Genomic DNA, 17,601 nt, shown 5'->3' on the forward strand with positions numbered 1-17,601 from the left:
ACCGTTCTGGCGAACGAGGTATTTGCCAGTCACAAGAGCAGTCAAGGCGGTGGGATTATCTCGCCGCCGGTTTCCCCGGAGGGCGCCATGCTGACTTTCATTCGAAAACGCGCCGTGGCCAGTTTGATCTCGCTCGTCGGACTGATCGTCATGGTCTTCTTCCTCTCGCGGTTGACGGGTGATCCGGCCGCCTTGTTCCTGCCGGTCGAGGCCTCCGCGGAGATGAAGGCGCAGTTCCGCGAACTGCACGGCCTGAACGATCCCCTCCTGGTGCAGTTCACGCGTTATGTCGGGGACGTCGCGACCGGAGATTTCGGCGAATCCCTGCGAAAGGCGCGCCCGGCGCTCGACGTCGTGCTCGAAGCCTTCGTCTGGACCTTGAGGCTCGCGGTGATCACCATGACGCTGGTCATCAGTGCGGCCATCGTGGTTGGCTCCCTTGCTGCGTTCCGCGCCGGCGGCTTCTTCGACCGGCTGTCTTCCGTCATCTCGCTCGTCGGCGCTTCGGTTCCCGATTTCTGGCTGGCGGTCGTCGCAATCGTCGTCTTCTCCGTCAATCTCGCATGGCTGCCGACCTCGGGCACGGGCTCCCTCCTGCACTGGATCCTGCCGATCTCGGTGCTGTTCATCCGACCGTTCGGCATCATCGTCCAGGTGGTGCGGGGGTCGATGATCGGCGCCCTTTCCTCGGCCTATGTGAAGACGGCCCGTGCCAAGGGCGTCAAATCCGGGCCGATCATCTTCGTCCATGCGCTACGCAACGCTATGCTGCCGGTCATCACGGTGATCGGCGACCAGGCGGCGAGCCTGTTGAACGGTGCTGTCATCGTCGAAACCATTTTCGGCTTCCCGGGCGTCGGCAAACTGATGATCGATTCCATCTTGCAACGCGACTTCAACGTCGTGCTGGCCGCCATCCTTGTCACCGCGCTGGCGATCTTCCTCATGAACCTGCTGATCGACCTTTCCTATGCATTGCTCGATCCGCGGATCAGGCATTGAGGAGCGCTGCCATGTCCTCGCAGACCACCGAAACGGCCATTGCCGAGGAACCGCGTTTCGCGGCACGTATGCTCCGCATGCTGCTCGCCGACAAGTTCGCGCTGTGTGCCGCGATCTTCCTGCTGTTCATCCTGATCCTCGTCATCATCGGACCGAGCTGGCTCGGCGATTTGGCGACCAAGCAGAACCTCCGTGGCCGCAACGCGGCACCCTTCGACTGGGAACGCGGCTGGGTCTGGTGGATGGGGGCGGATGCGCTCGGCCGGCCGCTGCTTGCGCGCATCATCGTCGCGACGCAGAACACGCTGATGGTCGCCGCTGGCGCCGTTGTCCTGTCGGCGGTCGTCGGTACGATGCTTGGGCTTGTTGCGGGCTTCTCCTCGCCGCGCGTCAACCAGGTGATCATGCGGCTGGCGGACGTCATCATGTCCTTCCCATCGCTGCTGATCGCCGTGATCGTGCTTTACATCCTCGGTCCGTCGATCCTGAACCTGATGCTCGTCCTGTCGATCACGCGGATCCCGGTCTATCTGCGGACGACGCGTGCGGAAGTGCTTGAAATCCGCGAGCGCATGTTCGTGCAGGCAGCGCGGGTGATGGGGGCGTCCAGCAAACGCATCCTCTTCCGGCATATATTCCCGGTCGTGCTTCCGACCCTGACCACGCTCGCCACGCTGGATTTCGCATATGTGATGCTCGCCGAAAGCGCGCTCTCCTTCCTCGGCATTGGAATCCAGCCGCCGGAAATCACCTGGGGTCTGATGATCTCGCAGGGACGGCAGTACCTCACCAATGCGTGGTGGTTGTCCTTCTGGCCCGGCCTCGCCATCATCCTGACCACCATGTCGCTGAACCTGCTGTCGAACTGGCTGCGCATCGCGCTCGATCCGGTGCAGCGCTGGCGCCTCGAAATGAAGGGCCGCAAGAATGGCTGACCATCTCCTCGAAGTCCGCAACCTCTCGGTCGAATTCCACACCGCCATGGGCGTGGTAAAGGCCGTTCGCAATATCTCCTACCATCTAGATCGCGGCGAGACGCTGGCGATCCTCGGCGAGAGCGGCTCCGGCAAGTCGGTCTCCTCCTCGGCGATCATGAACCTGATCGACATGCCGCCCGGGCGCATCACCTCGGGCGAGATTCTGCTCGATGGCGTCGATCTTCTGGAGATGCCGGCGCATCAGCGGCGCGAGGTGAACGGACGCCGCATCGCCATGATATTCCAGGATCCGCTCAGCCACCTCAATCCGGTCTATACAGTCGGCTGGCAGATCCGCGAAGCGCTCACCACGCATGGAACGGGACCCGCCAAGGCCCGGGCCGAGACCCTGCGCCTCCTGACCCGCGTCGGCATTCCCGACCCCGAGCGCTCTCTTGACAAGTATCCGCACGAGTTTTCCGGCGGCCAGCGCCAGCGCGTCATGATCGCCATGGCGCTCGCCTTGCGGCCCGACCTTTTGATCGCCGATGAGCCGACCACGGCTCTTGATGTGACTGTTCAGGCGGAAGTCCTGGCGCTCCTCGAGGAGTTGCAGCATGAGACCGGCATGGCTGTTCTGATCATCACTCACGATCTCGGCGTAGTCGCGGAGGTTGCCGACCGCGTCGTGGTAATGGAGAAGGGCGAACTGGTCGAGGCCGGCACGGTCCGCGAGGTCTACAAGAACCCGCAGCATCCCTATACCAAGAAGCTGATCGCTGCCGCCCCCGGCAAGGGCGAGATGCATGAGCCCCTCGCCCGCAGCAAACCAGTTCTCTCCGTTCGCGATGTGCGCAAGTGCTACGGCACCTTCGAGGCCCTGAAGGGTGTTTCCTTCGATCTCATGGCCGGAGAAACGATAGCCGTCGTCGGTGAGAGCGGCTCGGGCAAGTCCACACTCGCGCGCATTCTGCTTCGCCTCGAAGAGCCCGATAGTGGCAGTGCGCTTTGGAAAGGCCGCGATCTTTTCACCATGTCGCCTGCCGAACTCTACAAGCTGCGCCGCGATTTGCAGATGGTATTCCAGGATCCGACCCAGTCGCTCAATCCGCGCATGACCGTGTATCAGCTGATTTCCGAGGCCTGGATCATCCATCCGGACATCCTGCCCAAGGCAAAATGGCGCGAGCGTGTTGCGGAACTCTTGATGCAGGTCGGGCTGGGGCCTGAACATATGGGCCGCTATCCGCACCAGTTCTCCGGCGGCCAGCGTCAGCGCATCGCAATTGCCCGGGCGCTCGCCCTTGAGCCGCAGCTCATCATCTGCGACGAGGCCGTGTCGGCGCTCGACGTCTCGGTGCAGGCGCAGGTCATCGCGCTACTCGACAAGCTGCGCAAGGAGATGGGCATCGCCTTCATCTTCATCGCCCACGACCTGCCGGTCGTGCGCGACTTCGCCGACCACGTTATGGTTATGAAGAAGGCCAATATCGTGGAGCTCGGCACCGTGCGCGAGGTGTTCGAAGCGCCGAAAGAAGACTATACCCGCGCCCTTCTTGCCGCAGGGCTCGATCCCGATCCCGACGTGCAGGCCGCCCATCGCGCCGCCCGCCTTCAACGCGCCTCCTGAGGCGCCGCTCCATTTAGAGGAAGACTCCCATGACCAAACAAGCCTTCGTGGCCCTCGTGACGTGCTTCAATGAGGACGAAACCATCAACTACCAGGCGACGCGCGCCCAGGTACGCCGCCAAGTCGAGGCGGGCAATAACATCATGTGCGCCGGCACCAATGGCGATTTCACCGCGCTGACCTTCGAGGAGAAGGTGCGCCTCACGGAGGAGGTGGTCAACGAGGTCGGTGGCCGCGTCAAGGTGATCGTCAATGCCGGCATGCCGGCGACCTTCGAAACGTTGAAGCTCGCCCGCGAGTTTGACCGTATCGGCGTCGACGGCATCGCCGTCATCACACCCTTCTTTATCGCTTGCACGCAGGACGGACTCATTCGCCATTTCTCGACCGTCGCCGATGCGGTGAAGACCCCAGTCTATCTCTACGACATCCCGGCGCGCACGCAGAACCATGTCGAGCCGGAAACCGCCCGAATCCTCGCCCACCACGGCAACATCGCCGGCATTAAGGATTCGGGCGGGGCCAAGGAGACGCTGGAAGCTTACCTTCAGGTCGCCAAGGAGAGCAATGGGTTCGCAGTCTATTCCGGCCCGGACCACCTGGTGCTCTGGGCGCTACAGAACGGAGCGGCCGGCTGTATTTCGGGCCTCGGCAATGCCATGCCCCATGTGCTCGCTGGCATCCTGAAGGCTTTCAACTCCGGTGACATTACCGAAGCCAAACGCAATCAGGCGACCTTCGCGGCCTTCCGGACGGACCTCTACGCGCTCGGCTTTGCGCCCGCCATGGTCAAGCGCGCACTTTATTTGCAGGACAACTCCGTCGGCGCCAGCCGCCAGCCGGCCCTGCTGCCCAGCAACGAGCAAGACGCCCAAATCGAGGAAATCCTGCGCCGGTACGAACTACGCTAGAGGAGTCTCGGCTAGATGTGGAACTGCCCCTGGTTGGGCCGGCAAGATTCATCCCCGGATGGTGCCGGGGAATGGCAACGAGTTGTTAGTACTGCCACCAGCTATAAGTTCCGCGGACAGCCTGAACTGGAAGTTCTGACCCAAAAACAGACCTATCCCTGGCAGGCAGTCCGCCCCCTACACGTCAGGACGCCACTTCGTCCTGACGCGGCTGGATCAGCGCCCTCGCCGCAGCTTTGCCCGCCGCGAGCATGCGATCGGATAATTCCGTCCCTTCCACTGCGCGGGCCAGTTGCAGCGCGCCGATGAGCGTCGCAAAGACACCCAGCGCCACGCTTTCCCGGTTCCTGGCCTGCGGGAGCGCTTCCGCCAATTGGTGTGCCAGGGCAAGCAAGCGGTCGGTGTAGACTTCACGCGTTTCAGGTGGCTGACGGGCGATCTCCGGCAGCAGCGCGGCTGACGCGCAGCCCTTTCCCGGATTGTCCCGATGCTCGGCCGACAGATACGCCTCTATGGCCATCTCCACGCCCCCCGAGGCCAGTGCCTCCGCAAGTTGCTGCGACTGGAGCTCCATCGTCGCCACCACGCTTTCACGCACAAGCTCCGCCTTGGAGTGAAAGTGGGGATAGAAGGCCCCGTTCGTCAGTCCGGCGTCGCCCATGATGGCTGCCAGTCCGGACGCAGCTATGCCATCACTCCGAAAACGGTCGGCGGCGACCTCCATGATCCGGCCGCGTGACGCGTCCTTTCGGCCTTTTTCGTAGCGCATGGCTGCTGTTCCTTTCTGCTATTGCATTATTGTCGTAATTCTATATTATAAGCATAATTCAATTGGCGTGAAAAAGCTAGCCCTCACGATTTTGGAGCACGAAATGAACACGAATTCAGGAAGAACCGCGATCGTCACGGGAGCCTCCTCGGGCATCGGTCGCGCCAGCGCCGAGGCGCTGGCGCGGGCAGGGTTTACGGTTTTCGGGACAAGTCGGCGCGCGGTCGGAAACGGCCCAGACGGGGTGGCCATGCTGGTTTGCGACGTAACCGACGGCGAGGCCGTCGCTGCGCTCGTTTCAACGGTGCTTTCGCAGACCGGCCGGATCGACCTCCTGGTCAACAATGCCGGCGTCGGTCTGCTGGGAGGCGCCGAGGAATCCTCGGTCGCACAGGTGCAGGCCCTGTTCGACGTCAACCTGTTCGGTGTTATCCGCATGACCAATGCGGTGTTGCCGGCGATGCGGCGGCGCGGCGAAGGGCGCATCATCAACATCGGCTCGGTGTTGGGCCTCGTACCGGCGCCGTATTCAGCACACTACTCGGCGGTCAAGCACGCGCTCGAGGGCTATTCGGAATCGCTCGATCACGAGGTTCGCGCCTTCAATATTCGCGTCTCGGTCATCGAGCCGGCATTCGTGCGTACCGTCTTCGACCAGAACGGAATCGAGCCGGATTCCCTGTTGAAGGAATACGATCGGGCTCGAGCCGGGTTCAAGGCGCTGCTTCGCGATGTGATGCCAAAGGCCGATCTGCCGGAAGTGGTTGCGGATGTGGTCGTTAAGGCGGCGACCGATGCCCGTCCGCGACGGCGCTACACGGCTGGCAAGGCCGCGCGGCAGGTCAGCCTCCTGCGCCGCTTTGCCCCCGCAGGGATATTCGACAAGAGCTTGCGCAAGCAGTTCCGGTTACCGGTCTGAACAACAGCGAGGCAGAGGATTTCATGCACATGAGACTGGCAACCACAACGCACTACAGGACGGAGGTGCCAAGCATGACACATACATTCAATCAGTCGCCCCGTTCACGGGCCTTGTTCCAGGACACGCCAACTCGCTCTATCGATGTCGGCGGCACGGCATTTGTCTACCGGGAGGTCGGACCCAAGACGGGCGTGCCGGTGATCCTGCTGAACCATCTCGCTGCTCAGCTGGACAATTTTGATCCGCGCATCGTCGATGGCCTCGCTGCGACCCGGCGGGTGATTGCCTTCGACAATCGCGGCATCGGTGCTTCGGGTGGCAAAACTCCGTCGACCATTCCCGAGATGGCGCGGGATGCGGTCGCCTTTATCCAGGCGTTGGGGTTCGAGGAAGTCGACCTCTTCGGCTTTTCACTCGGCGGCTTCGTGGCGCAGGAGATTGTGCTGACTGAGCCTAAGCTTGTGCGCAAACTAATCCTGGCTGGCACGGGGCCGGCCGGTGGGGATGGCATCGACAAGGTGACGCCGCTGACGATCGTCGACATGATCAAGGGCGCGCTGACTTTTCGGGATCCGAAATACTATCTCTTCTTCACAAGGACACCGAATGGGCGCCGCGCGGCGAAGGCATTTCTGGAACGGCTGAAAGAACGCCGGATTGACCGGGATAGGGCGATATCGCTGAGCGCGTTCGGCGCGCAACTCAAGGCGATCAAGGCCTACGGACTGCAGGCACCGCAAGATCTGAGCGCCATCCGCGTTCCTACTTTGGTTGCGAATGGCGACCAGGACAGGATGGTGCCGAGCAGCAATACATACGATCTCGCCCAGCGTATCCCGGGGGCGCACCTGGTTATCTACCCGGATGCCGGGCATGGCGGAGTATTTCAGAACTTCGCCGATTTCGTCCCGAAAGCTCTCTCGTTCCTCGAGACGGAGGCCTTCCCGCAGGGCGGCCGTCCAGCTGAAAACGGTCGGCTTGTTTCGGCCCGAAACACCAACAGGCATTCTTAGAAAGTAACGCCATGAAGGCATTCGTTGTCGATAAGTATAATAAAAAGGGCATTCTGCGGCTGGCCGAGATGCCGGAGCCGGAGCTTCAGGACCACGACGTCTTGGTCGAGGTCCATGCTGCAGGGGTGAATCTGCTGGATTCGAAGATCAGAACAGGCGAATTTAAACTCATCCTTCCCTATCGCCGACCCTTCATCCTGGGCCACGATGTGGCCGGGATGGTGGTCCGGGTTGGAACAAAAGTCGGCAAATTCAAGCCCGGTGACGAAGTCTACGCGCGACCGCGCGATGGCCGGATAGGGACGTTCGCCGAATCCATCGCCATCAATGAAGCCGACGTCGCCCTGAAGCCCAAGAACCTTAGCATGGAAGAGGCGGCCTCGATCCCGCTGGTCGGCCTGACCGCTTGGCAGGTGCTGGTCGACAAGGCCAGTCTGAAGAAAGGCCAGAAAGTCTTTATCCAGGCCGGCTCGGGCGGCGTGGGAACATTCGCCATCCAACTGGCAAAGCAGCTCGGCGCGACCGTTGCGACAACAGCGAGCGCAGCGAGTGCCGATCTGGTCAAGAGTCTCGGCGCCGATGTCGTCATCGACTACAGGAAAGATGACTTCGAGCAAGTCCTCTCGGGCTACGATGTCGTCTTGAACAGCCAGGACGCCAGAACGCTTGAAAAATCCGTGCATGTGCTGAAATCGGGTGGGAAGCTCATCTCTATCTCCGGCCCCCCGGATCCCGAATTTGCCAGGGAGCGGGGACTGAACCTGGTGCTGAGGTTGATATTGCGCCTATTGAGCCGCGCTATTCGGATCAAGGCGAAGCGCCGTGGCGTGAAATTTTCGTTCCTTTTCATGTGGGCGCAGGGTGATCAGCTGAGCAAAATCACGTCCCTCATAGAATCCGGAGCGATCCGCCCGGTTGTCGATCGGGTCTTTCCCTTCGATGCGACCAATGAGGCTTTGGCTTATGTCGAAACAGGACGTGCCAAGGGCAAGGTCGTCATCAAGGTCAGATAGCAGTTCCTTGTTTTGTAGGAACGCAAGACGGGCCTCGCTCGATGTCCGCCCATGGCGCAAGATGCTCGTATCGCGCTGAAATAGCCCCCGAATTATCCGGACAGTCCCTCACACTTAATTAAGTGGTAGGAGTATTGTTAGGAATATGACCAGTCGCATGCCCCATATTGAGATTTTGAACGGACCGGAACGGCGCCGTCGTTGGACGACAGCCGAGAAGCTGGAAATGGTTCAGGAAACCTACGAGCCTGGCGCTACGGTCAGTCTCGTTGCCCGTCGCCGGGGTGTTGCGCCCAATCAGCTGTTTGGCTGGCGCAAGCTGGCAGCTCAGGGTGCCTTGATGGCAACGGGATCGGAAGAAGAAGTTGTGCCAGCTTCGCAATACCGCGCCCTTCAGAACCAGGTCCGTGAACTTCAGCGGCTTCTAGGCAAGAAAACCATGGAAACGGAAATCCTCAAGGATGCCCTTGAGGTCGCCACGGATTCAAAAAAACAGACATTGCGGTCCTTGTCGTGGCCGAAGGACGGCACCCGATGAACCCCATCTGCGATATCTTGAATGTTTCCCGCTCTAATATTGCCGAACGCTCATCCGGCAGACCGGCCATGCGGCGCGGCCGTCCGCCACAACCCGATGCTGATTTGGTCGAAGAGATCAAAGCCATTATTAGTGCCATGCCGACATACGGCTATCGCCGTGTTCATGCAGTTTTGCGCCGAAATGCCAAGGCGGAAAACCGTTCATGGCCCAATCACAAGCGGGTTCACCGGGTGATGAAGGTTCATGGCCTCTTGCTTCAGCGCCATACCGGCAATCACGAAAGCCGCAAGCATGACGGCCGTGTCAGCGTTGACCAATCCAATCTGCGGTGGTGTTCCGACGGCTTCGAGATCGGATGCGACAATGGCGAAAAAGTCCGTGTCGCCTTCGCTCTCGATTGCTGCGATCGGGAAGTGATCGGCCATGTCGCAACCACAGAAGGGATCAAGAGCGAAGACGTGCAGGACCTCGCCATCCTTGCTGTCGAAAGCCGCTTCGGCCAGGTCAATACATTGCCGCACTCCATTGAATGGCTGACGGACAATGGCTCCTGTTTCATTGCCAAAGACACCAAATCCCTGCTCAAGGACATTGGCATGGAAGCACGAACCACTCCGGTCAGAAGCCCGGAATCGAACGGCATGGCCGAAGCCCTCGTCAAAACCTTCAAGCGCGACTACGCCGACGTTAATCCAGCGCCAGACGCAAAAACCGTCATTAAATCCTTGCCTTTGTGGTTCGAGCACTACAATGCTCTTCACCCGCACAAAGCTCTCGGATATCGTTCACCCCGAGAGTTCATCGCTGACCAAATCAACCCGTGAAACTGTCCGATCTTTCGGGGGCATCTACACGCGCTGCAGTTAATAATGGAATGTCGACTCAAGGTTTCAACGAGTTAGCTTTGCACTTAATTTGAGAGCGTGCAGTTTTTTGAGAATTCTGCACCAAACGGCCGCTTCACACGTGAGATTCGAATTCACTGGAGTCTCACCTTTTAATGCCAAACTCGACTGGAACCACCCATTCTTACATTTTAGTGCCGAACGACACGCTCTTGACAAGTGCACTCCTGCCGCAGGCGCCTAGCTTGCAGACACCTGGCTAATGCCGGTATCGATCCAGGAACGGGTCTGTTCCAACACCTCATCCGAAAGCGCGGGATCGTCGATCGCCCGTGCAAGGATCACTGCCCCCACCATCGCCGCAAAGCTTCCGATCGCCACCCGTCGTCTGTCGTCCGCATCCAACTCCGGGAGCGCCTTGCCGATATGGTCGATCTGCGATCGAAGGCCTTCGGTCATGGCCGAGCGTGCAGCGGGGTTCTGGTGGCGGATGGCCGCGGCCAAGCCCGCCGTCGGGCAACCACCGGCGGCGTTGTCACGATGGCGAGGCGAGAGATAGGAATCAACATACGCGCGCAAATCTCCCCCTCCGCCTGCGTCCGCCGCGAGGACATGGGCAAGGGTGTTTGCGATCAGGTCGTCCTTCGAACTGAAATGGCCATAGAAGCCGCCGTGGGTGAGCCCGGCGGCATTCATCACTTCCGCCACGCTGACCGCGTCGAACCCCTTGTCGCGAAACAGCCGACTGGCAACGTCCAGAATCCGGCGGCGGTTCTCCGCCATCTGCTCTCGACTGACCTTCATTTCAAAATTCTCCGCTGGTGCCATTGACATTTACATGATGGCTATCATATTTAGCCACAATCATGATATCCGTCATGAATATAGGTTCCATTAGAGAAAAGAGCAATGCCATGACCACCATTCCGTCAGTTCTCATCACCGGCGCCTCCACCGGCATCGGCGCCTCCTATGCCGAGCGCTTCGCGCGCCGCGGACACGACCTCGTGCTGGTTGCCCGTGACGTGGCACGAATGGAGGCTTTGGCCTCCCGTCTGCGTCAGGAAAATGGCGTGGCGATCGACATCATCCAGGCTGATCTTACGCAGCCTTCCGACCTTGCGGCGGTAGAGACGAGGCTGCGCGATGACGCCCGCATCGGGATCCTCGTCAACAATGCCGGAACAGCCATTGGCGGAAGCTTCATCGAGCAGAGCACTGATGTCGTCGCGCGGCTCGTTGCGCTCAACACAACCGCACTTCTGCGGCTTGCCAGTGCCATCGCCCCGCGACTTGCGAAGGCCGGCGAAGGAGCGATTGTCAACATCGGGTCCGTGGTCGGCCTGGCGCCGGAGTTCGGCATGACGGTCTATGGCGCGACCAAGGCCTTCGTGCTGTTTCTGTCGCAAGGGCTCAGTCTCGAGCTCGCGCCAAAGGGTGTCTACGTCCAGGCCGTGCTTCCCGCCACGACGCGAACCGAGATATGGGAGCACGTCGGCGCCGACGTCAACACGCTCTCCAACGTGATGGAGGTGGGCGATCTGGTTGATGCGGCGCTGGTTGGCTTCGACCGCCGCGAACCGGTAACCATCCCCCCGCTTCCCGATGCCGGGCAATGGGACGCGCTCGAGGCAGCGCGCCAGGCAATGCTTCCAAACTATGGGAACGAACATCCGGCCGAGCGGTATCGCACGGCCGCCTGAACATCAACGAAGCCATTTCGATAAACGACCCCCCCGCGGCGGGACAAGCAAAGGTGACCTAGGATGACAAAAACGCTGTTTGAGCCCTATACTCTCGGCTCGCTGACCCTCTCCAATCGAATAATCATGGCGCCCTTGACGCGCAATCGCGCTGGCCCGGGCTTCGTTCCAGGCGATCTCACCGCAGAATATTACGGCCAGCGCGCGTCGGCCGGCCTGCTGATTTCCGAGGCCACGCAGATCTCGCAGCAGGGACAGGGATACCAGGACACGCCCGGCATCTATTCCCAGGCCCAGATCGAGGGCTGGCGCAAGGTCACGTCCGCTGTGCACGCCAAGGGCGGGCGGATTTTCGTGCAGCTCTGGCATGTCGGCCGTGTCAGCCACATCGACCTTCAGGAAAACGGCGCAGCACCGGTTGCGCCGTCTGCAATCCGGGCCAAAACCAAGACGTTTGTCAACGATGGCTTCATCGACGTCTCGGAGCCGCGTGCACTCAAACTGCATGAACTGCCGGGCATCGTGGACGACTTCCGCAAAGCAGCTGCAAACGCCGTTGCGGCGGGCTTCGACGGCGTGGAAGTCCATGGCGCCAATGGCTATCTGCTCGACCAGTTTGCCAAGGACGGCGCCAACGTCCGGACGGACGCGTACGGCGGATCGATCGAGAACCGGGCCCGGCTGATGCTGGAGGTTACGGCTGCGGTAGTCCAGGAGATTGGCGCCGAGCGCACCGGAATTCGCATTTCGCCCGTATCGCCCGCCAATGGCGTTTCGAGCAGTGACGCTCAAGCGCAGTTTGACTACATCGTCGATCAACTCGATGCCTTGGGCATCGTCTACATTCATGTCGTCGAGGGCGCCACGGGCGGACCACGCGATGTCACGCCGTTCGACTTCGGCTCGCTCCGCCGCCGCTTCGGCAACACCTATATTGCCAATAACGGCTACGATCTTGAGCTTGCGACGTCGCACCTCACCGAGGATAAGGCGGACCTGTTCGCCTTCGGTCGGCCGTTTATCGGCAATCCCGACCTGGTGGAGCAACTGCAAACCGGCGCGCCGCTGGCGCAGATCAATCCTGCCACGATCTATGGCGGCGGCGCCGCGGGCTATACGGATTATCCCGCCATCGCAGCCGCAAGTCGCCGCTGATCCCTTCGGGGGCCGCGCTTAGGCGCGGCCCGACCAGCGTTTGCCGCTCTCAGTGTGAGTGATGCGAAAAAAGGGCCAGACAGCAACTCCAACCCTCTTGCTATACCAGGCCAGCCTTCGCCGCCGGGCGCGAACGAGTCACATCGTTAATCGGTGCTCAACTGATCGGCCGACATTTTGCCCGATTTCTTGTCCCGCACCATTTCGTACTTGATTTTCTGACCGTCATTGAGGCCGCGTAGTCCGGCCCGCTCTACCGCAGAGATATGAACGAAAACATCCGTGCCGCCATCATCCGGCTGAATGAAGCCAAAACCTTTGGTCGAATTGAACCATTTAACAGTGCCAGTAGCCATTTTAAACCTTCTTGGTGCGTATGGGCGCGCGAAAGATTGGCGACAACCCGGTTATAGTGCGGCTAGAGATTCATAGTCGCGACCGTAAATGTCAATCAGGAGATGCTTAGCGAAATGGGACAGCCACGGCAGACCCAGCGCTGTACAATACGGGCAGGCACCAGCAACTGTTCGTTTGAAAATGCCGATAACAGCGGATTTTTCCTCAAATTCGATTGGTGCGCAAATGTCTTCTGTGGACGCCCCCTAAAATGCAAGACAATTTTTGGATGAAGCGCGTGTAGTCGAGCGTGACTTCTGTTCGGCCTCTGATGCGGTCATCCAGACGCCGCCGGCCCATATGGGAGTTCGTAGATCGGATCCAAAATCTACAATTCGCGTTCGAGACGCATAGACATTTTCCTGGTTTACCGACCCCGTCTCATCGACTGTTGCGCCATATCAATCCTTCAGCTGCCCTACACTCTCGGCGACCTCTGACCGTGAACGACTATACAGTCACGGTCGGAGCTTTATAAACCTCACCCTTTGCCATCAGTGCCCAGACAATGCGAGCCATCTTGTTGGCAAGAGAGACAACCACCAGCATACGTGGTTTGCTGGCGATCATGCGTGCGAGCCATGATCCTTTTGGAGCACCCCGGCCGGCCGAAGCCTGCTTAACGACGGCGCAAGCGCCGATGATGAGCAAACGCCGCAATGTTCGCTCACCCATTTTTGATGTTCTCCCGATCTTCTGTTTTCCGCCGGTGGAATGTTGCAACGGCGTCAGCCCGACCCAGGCCGCGAAATCACGTCCCTTTCGAAAAGTCGCCGGATCGGGGGCAAGTGCAGCCAAGGCCGTTGCTGTGATCGGCCCAATGCCCGGAATGGTCATAAGCCTGCGCACGACCTCATCCACTTTGGCGCGGCGCCCAATTTCGGCATCGAACTTCTTGATACGCTCATCAAGTGATTGCACTGCCTCAGCGAGGATTGCAAACACCTCACGCGCCGCTTGCGGTACATCACTCGCCGGGTCCTTCACCACCTCTATAAGCCTGGCGACATGTGAAGGACCCCGGGCAACGATCCATCCATATTCCGTCAGTTGACCGCGAAGCGCATTGATCAGTTGAGTGCGCTGACGCACCAGCAGATCCCTGGCGCGAAATACAGCCGCATTGGCCTGTTGGTCTTCGCTCTTCACCGCAACAAAGCGCATCGTCGGGCGCTGTGCAGCCTCGCAGATGGCCTGCGCATCAGCGGCATCATTCTTCTGCCGTTTGACGAACGGCTTTACATATTTAGGCGGGATCAGGCGAACCGTGTGACCCTGTTTACCGATTTCGCGCGCCCAGTAATGCGCTCCGCCACAGGCTTCCATGGCGACCGTACAGGGTGACTGTCTGGCGAAAAACTCAAGCACCGTGTTTCGGCGAAGCTGCTTGCTGAAAAGCACAGCGCCAGATGCATCCGCCCCATGCGCGTGAAAAACATTCTTCGCCAGATCCAGACCTATTATGTTAATTTCCATTTCGGACGCCTCCTCTTCGCGTGGCGGTTGCAATCACCCCACTATGGCACCTTGATGCCGCCGAGGGGCGTCCACCCCATCTACAATCTCGATTAAAGCCTGTTGTGCGTGCCTCTATTCAATAGGACGCCTTGAACAGAGTGTGGCTGCAGACCCGCTAGCTATCCCCTTTCGTTCTGATTTGGCGAAAACAGGAATGAAAGCGGCTAACGGACGACGACTGCTTTGCGCCCTCTTGTCGGTCACAAAAACTGCTTTTCCGGCTTCTCGAAAGCGGACATTGCAGGATCCATCACCAACGCCGTACTCGCGCGCCATCAACGGACATTGATCGATGGAACCCACGGGCATTGGCCTCACAGCCAAAAGACGAGCCTATGTCCTGACCAGAGCAAGCCGGCGATCCAAAATGATGCGCTCTTTAGTCGGGAAGGCCAGCCTTGCGGTAGCCTTCGACGAAGCGCTGGAGCACTTCCTCGTTGTCGAATGGCTGCGATGTTGCCCAGTGCCTGATGCTGAAATGGGGATCGTTCATCATGAAGAATTCCGCCTCCTGACGGGCTTCATCCAGGCGCCCGAGCTGCGCGAGGGCTGCCGCAAGCAAGCGCCGCGACGTGGTGCGGTAGGTTTCCGGCTTGCGCAAAGCCTCAACCGCGGATTGATAGTCGCCGAGCGCATAATAGGCTTGGCCTGCCATCCAATAGTACCATCCCGGTGGGCGCGGATTGAGCCGCAACGCCCGCTTCACGAATTCGACGCCCTTGACCGCGTCGCCCCTCAGGGTGATGAGATCCGAGCGTATCGCCCAGGCATCGGCATGATTAGGATCGAGCTTGAAGGTTGCCTCGAACTCGGCATCCGATTCCGCGTAACGCCGTTCGTGACCAAGTATGATGCCCAGCCCCCAGCGGTTCCCCGCATCGTTAGGGTCGAGCGCCACAGCCCGCTGCGCTTCCGCCAGCGCGCGAGGCTGGTTGGTTTCCTTCGGCTCGTTCCAGAACAGCCAGCCGAGCCAAAGATTGAGGGCCAGCAAGCTATGTGCCTCGGCATAGTCGGGATCGAGTCCGATCGCCTTTTCCAGGAGCATGCGCGCTTCCCGCGCGCCTAACCCGGTCTGAAAACTGACGCCGCGGGCTCGCACGCAAAGGTCATAGGCTTCGAGACTCGTCGGCCGTTTGCGCGCCGGCTGTCCGGCCAATCGGCCGACAAGGGCTTCGACGATCTTGGCCGTGACCTCGTCCTGCACTGCGAAGATGTCCTCGAGGCTGCTGTCGTAGCGCTCGGCCCAGATATGATCGCCGCCGATCGCGTCGATCAGCTGCGCATTGATGCGCACGCGCGCCGCGGCGCGCCGGGCGCTGCCTTCAACCACATAGCGCACCCCAAGATCACGCGCGGTCAAACGCACATCGACCGACCGCCCCTTGTAAGCAAAGGTTGAGTTGCGCGCGATGACGAAGAGGCCGGCTGAGCGAGACAGGTCGGTGATCAGGTCTTCGGTCAAGCCGTCGACAAAGGTTTCCTGTTCCGGATCGTTGCTCATGTTGGTGAAAGGCAAGACCGCGATCGAGGGCTTGTCGGGCAATTCGAGCGATGCCAGTCGGCCGACCGGAGCGGCTCTCGGAACGTGCAGGTTCACGCGATAGCAGTATATCGGCTCGGCTATATTCTTCACCCGCTGCTCGCCCATGGGCTCGAACGCAAACGCCAGCTTCTGCCTGACCTCCTTGGACACCTTCTCCGAAACGCAGATACCACCGGGCTCGGCGAGTTGTTGGAGACGCGACGCCACGTTCACGCCCTCGCCATAGCGATCGTCCCCTTCGACGATCACTTCTCCAAGGTTGATTCCGATCCGGACTTCGAAGCGCTGGTCTTCGGCGACGCTCGCGTTACGCTCCGCCATGCCGCGCTGAAGCGTGACCGCGCATTCGACCGCATCCACCACGCTGCCGAACTCCGCCAGCAGGCCGTCTCCCATCAGCTTGAAGATTCGCCCGTGTCGCGTCGCGATTTCCGGCTCGAACAGCTCTTTGCGGCCACGTTTCAGCCGGTCGAAGGTGCCCGCTTCATCCGCCTCCATGAGCGCCGAGTACCCGACAACATCGATGGCAAGGATGGCAGCGAGCTTCCGCTCCATGTTGAGCCTCAATAAAGATTCACGACTCGCAAGCCGCAGGTCAGAGGCAGGCAGGACCGGCGCCTCCGGCCTTACCCCCCTTACCGGCCTATGATACCACAGATCACGCCCCTTGAGACTATGGCTCGCGCGACGTCCCAGCTCTCCTGCCGCAGCGCCACTGACGCGCGTCCGACCGATCCCGCTGCTTGTTCGCAGCAGTGGCGCAAACGGACTATGACCCCTTTGCGCCCTCAATCCAGCCGTTCAGCCTGCTGCTAAAATTCCTGAAAGCTGCCGGTGGCCTTATGCAGGCTGAATGTCCAGCTTGGGGGTGGGAAACGGACTGGCAGATGCCGGGGGGCTACGCCGGGAAAGCTGCCCTTCACCTTGTCAATGAGCTTCGGCTGCAACGCGCCCAAAGCGGGCCTCACCTGCAGAAGGACCGCACCGGATGGAAAGAGAACCACAATACGAGCGTTCGCGATCAACGAAATGCGTTTTTCGCGCGGGGCGATGCGACACCGCGAATGGGTCCATTATTGAAGGAAAGCTTTCCTGCTAATGCATAATTTTCTCGAGTCAAAATCGATTTTAGGGTAAAATTACGCAGCGCATTTAAAGGGCTGCAGCGTCCTTGCGCGCCGTATTCGACGCAGGGCGCTGCAGAGGAATGGTGAAGCTAATGAAAAGGTTAGCAATCTTTGCCCTGTCGCTGGTGACGGCGCTGACGAGCGTCCCGCCGGCCATGGCGTTTCCCACCGTTGCCGTGCCGAAGATCGAAGTCGCAGAGGCGCAGCCGGTCCAGTACAGACGTTACCGCGGCGGTTACAACCGTGGATACTGGGGCGGCTATCGAGGCTACCGCGGACATGGACACCACAATGGTAACGACGATTGGGCGTTGGCACTCGGCGGGCTCGCAGCCGGCGCAATTATCGGCGGATTGCTGGCGCAGCCGAGGTATTATGGCCCCAGCTATTACGATGAGGGCTACTACGGGCCGACCTATTACCGTCCGCGCTACTACGCGCCACGCAATTACCGCCAGGTCTATTATGGCGGCAACACACATACGCGCTGGTGCTATGCGCGCTACCGGTCCTATAGGGCTTACGACAACACGTTCCAGCCCTACTACGGTCCGCGACGGGCGTGCGTCTCATCGTACTATTGATTGCGGGCTTAG

General features: G+C 60.1%; 16 protein-coding genes. 11 read left to right on the forward strand and 5 right to left on the reverse strand.

Annotated features, from left to right (window positions below; genetic code table 11):
• Positions 1-87 precede the first annotated feature (87 nt).
• Genes ACSQ3H_RS02870 through ACSQ3H_RS02885 form a run of 4 tightly spaced genes read left to right on the forward strand, consistent with a single transcriptional unit; the run spans position 88 to position 4,460 of the window.
• Positions 88-1,002 (forward strand): ABC transporter permease, encoded by a 915-nt coding sequence (locus ACSQ3H_RS02870; RefSeq protein WP_436115646.1) that lies wholly within the window; start codon positions 88-90, stop codon positions 1,000-1,002.
• Positions 1,003-1,013: 11 nt separating this feature from the next.
• Entirely contained in the window at positions 1,014-1,937 is a 924-nt protein-coding gene (locus tag ACSQ3H_RS02875) for an ABC transporter permease (protein ID WP_436115647.1), read from the forward strand.
• Positions 1,930-3,549, forward strand: a complete 1,620-nt coding sequence (locus tag ACSQ3H_RS02880; protein WP_436115648.1) for an ABC transporter ATP-binding protein — start codon at positions 1,930-1,932, stop codon at positions 3,547-3,549. The genes ACSQ3H_RS02875 and ACSQ3H_RS02880 overlap by 8 nt, the downstream gene beginning before the upstream one ends.
• Positions 3,550-3,578: 29 nt before the next feature.
• Complete coding sequence (locus ACSQ3H_RS02885) at positions 3,579-4,460, forward strand: dihydrodipicolinate synthase family protein (protein WP_436115649.1); 882 nt, start codon at positions 3,579-3,581, stop codon at positions 4,458-4,460.
• 184 nt (positions 4,461-4,644) lie between these two features.
• On the opposite strand, the gene ACSQ3H_RS02890 is transcribed toward ACSQ3H_RS02885, so the two are convergent.
• On the reverse strand, positions 4,645-5,229 hold the full coding sequence (locus ACSQ3H_RS02890; protein ID WP_436115650.1) for a TetR/AcrR family transcriptional regulator: 585 nt from the start codon (positions 5,227-5,229) through the stop codon (positions 4,645-4,647).
• A gap of 103 nt (positions 5,230-5,332) precedes the next feature.
• On the opposite strand from ACSQ3H_RS02890, the gene ACSQ3H_RS02895 reads away from it, so the two are divergent.
• From ACSQ3H_RS02895 to ACSQ3H_RS02910, 4 genes are all read left to right on the forward strand, one after another.
• Complete coding sequence (locus ACSQ3H_RS02895) at positions 5,333-6,148, forward strand: oxidoreductase (RefSeq protein WP_436115651.1); 816 nt, start codon at positions 5,333-5,335, stop codon at positions 6,146-6,148.
• A 74-nt stretch (positions 6,149-6,222) separates the two neighbouring features.
• A complete protein-coding gene (locus ACSQ3H_RS02900) occupies positions 6,223-7,164 on the forward strand; it encodes an alpha/beta fold hydrolase (protein WP_436115652.1) in 942 nt (313 codons plus the stop codon).
• An 11-nt stretch (positions 7,165-7,175) separates the two neighbouring features.
• Positions 7,176-8,177, forward strand: a complete 1,002-nt coding sequence (locus ACSQ3H_RS02905) for an NADP-dependent oxidoreductase (protein WP_436115653.1) — start codon at positions 7,176-7,178, stop codon at positions 8,175-8,177.
• 145 nt (positions 8,178-8,322) lie between these two features.
• A protein-coding gene (locus ACSQ3H_RS02910) for an IS3 family transposase (protein ID WP_436115654.1) occupies positions 8,323-9,542 on the forward strand; the annotation gives its coding sequence in 2 pieces (ribosomal slippage) (positions 8,323-8,662 and positions 8,662-9,542; 1,221 coding nt in all).
• 261 nt (positions 9,543-9,803) lie between these two features.
• On the opposite strand, the gene ACSQ3H_RS02915 is transcribed toward ACSQ3H_RS02910, so the two are convergent.
• Positions 9,804-10,367: a TetR/AcrR family transcriptional regulator gene (locus ACSQ3H_RS02915; protein WP_436115655.1), complete on the reverse strand. Its 564-nt coding sequence runs from the start codon at positions 10,365-10,367 to the stop codon at positions 9,804-9,806.
• Positions 10,368-10,477: 110 nt separating this feature from the next.
• Between ACSQ3H_RS02915 and ACSQ3H_RS02920 the strand changes: the two genes are divergently transcribed.
• Positions 10,478-11,266: an SDR family NAD(P)-dependent oxidoreductase gene (locus ACSQ3H_RS02920; RefSeq protein WP_436115656.1), complete on the forward strand. Its 789-nt coding sequence runs from the start codon at positions 10,478-10,480 to the stop codon at positions 11,264-11,266.
• A gap of 63 nt (positions 11,267-11,329) precedes the next feature.
• Positions 11,330-12,421, forward strand: coding sequence for an alkene reductase (locus tag ACSQ3H_RS02925; protein ID WP_436115657.1), 1,092 nt, complete (start codon positions 11,330-11,332; stop codon positions 12,419-12,421).
• Between the two features lie 146 nt (positions 12,422-12,567).
• Here the strand turns inward: ACSQ3H_RS02925 and ACSQ3H_RS02930 are convergent, their stop codons facing one another.
• The 3 genes from ACSQ3H_RS02930 to ACSQ3H_RS02940 form a co-directional block, all read right to left on the reverse strand.
• Positions 12,568-12,777, reverse strand: a complete 210-nt coding sequence (locus ACSQ3H_RS02930) for a cold-shock protein (protein WP_106714344.1) — start codon at positions 12,775-12,777, stop codon at positions 12,568-12,570.
• A 490-nt stretch (positions 12,778-13,267) separates the two neighbouring features.
• Entirely contained in the window at positions 13,268-14,293 is a 1,026-nt protein-coding gene (locus tag ACSQ3H_RS02935) for an IS110 family transposase (RefSeq protein ID WP_436115658.1), read from the reverse strand.
• Positions 14,294-14,714: 421 nt separating this feature from the next.
• Entirely contained in the window at positions 14,715-16,433 is a 1,719-nt protein-coding gene (locus tag ACSQ3H_RS02940) for an adenylate/guanylate cyclase domain-containing protein (RefSeq protein WP_436115659.1), read from the reverse strand.
• A gap of 664 nt (positions 16,434-17,097) precedes the next feature.
• Here ACSQ3H_RS02940 and ACSQ3H_RS02945 point away from each other — a divergent pair.
• On the forward strand, positions 17,098-17,589 hold the full coding sequence (locus ACSQ3H_RS02945; RefSeq protein ID WP_436115660.1) for a BA14K family protein: 492 nt from the start codon (positions 17,098-17,100) through the stop codon (positions 17,587-17,589).
• Positions 17,590-17,601: the final 12 nt, after the last annotated feature.

This window comes from Phyllobacterium sp. LjRoot231 (assembly GCF_964253365.1).
Classification (GTDB): domain Bacteria; phylum Pseudomonadota; class Alphaproteobacteria; order Rhizobiales; family Rhizobiaceae; genus Phyllobacterium.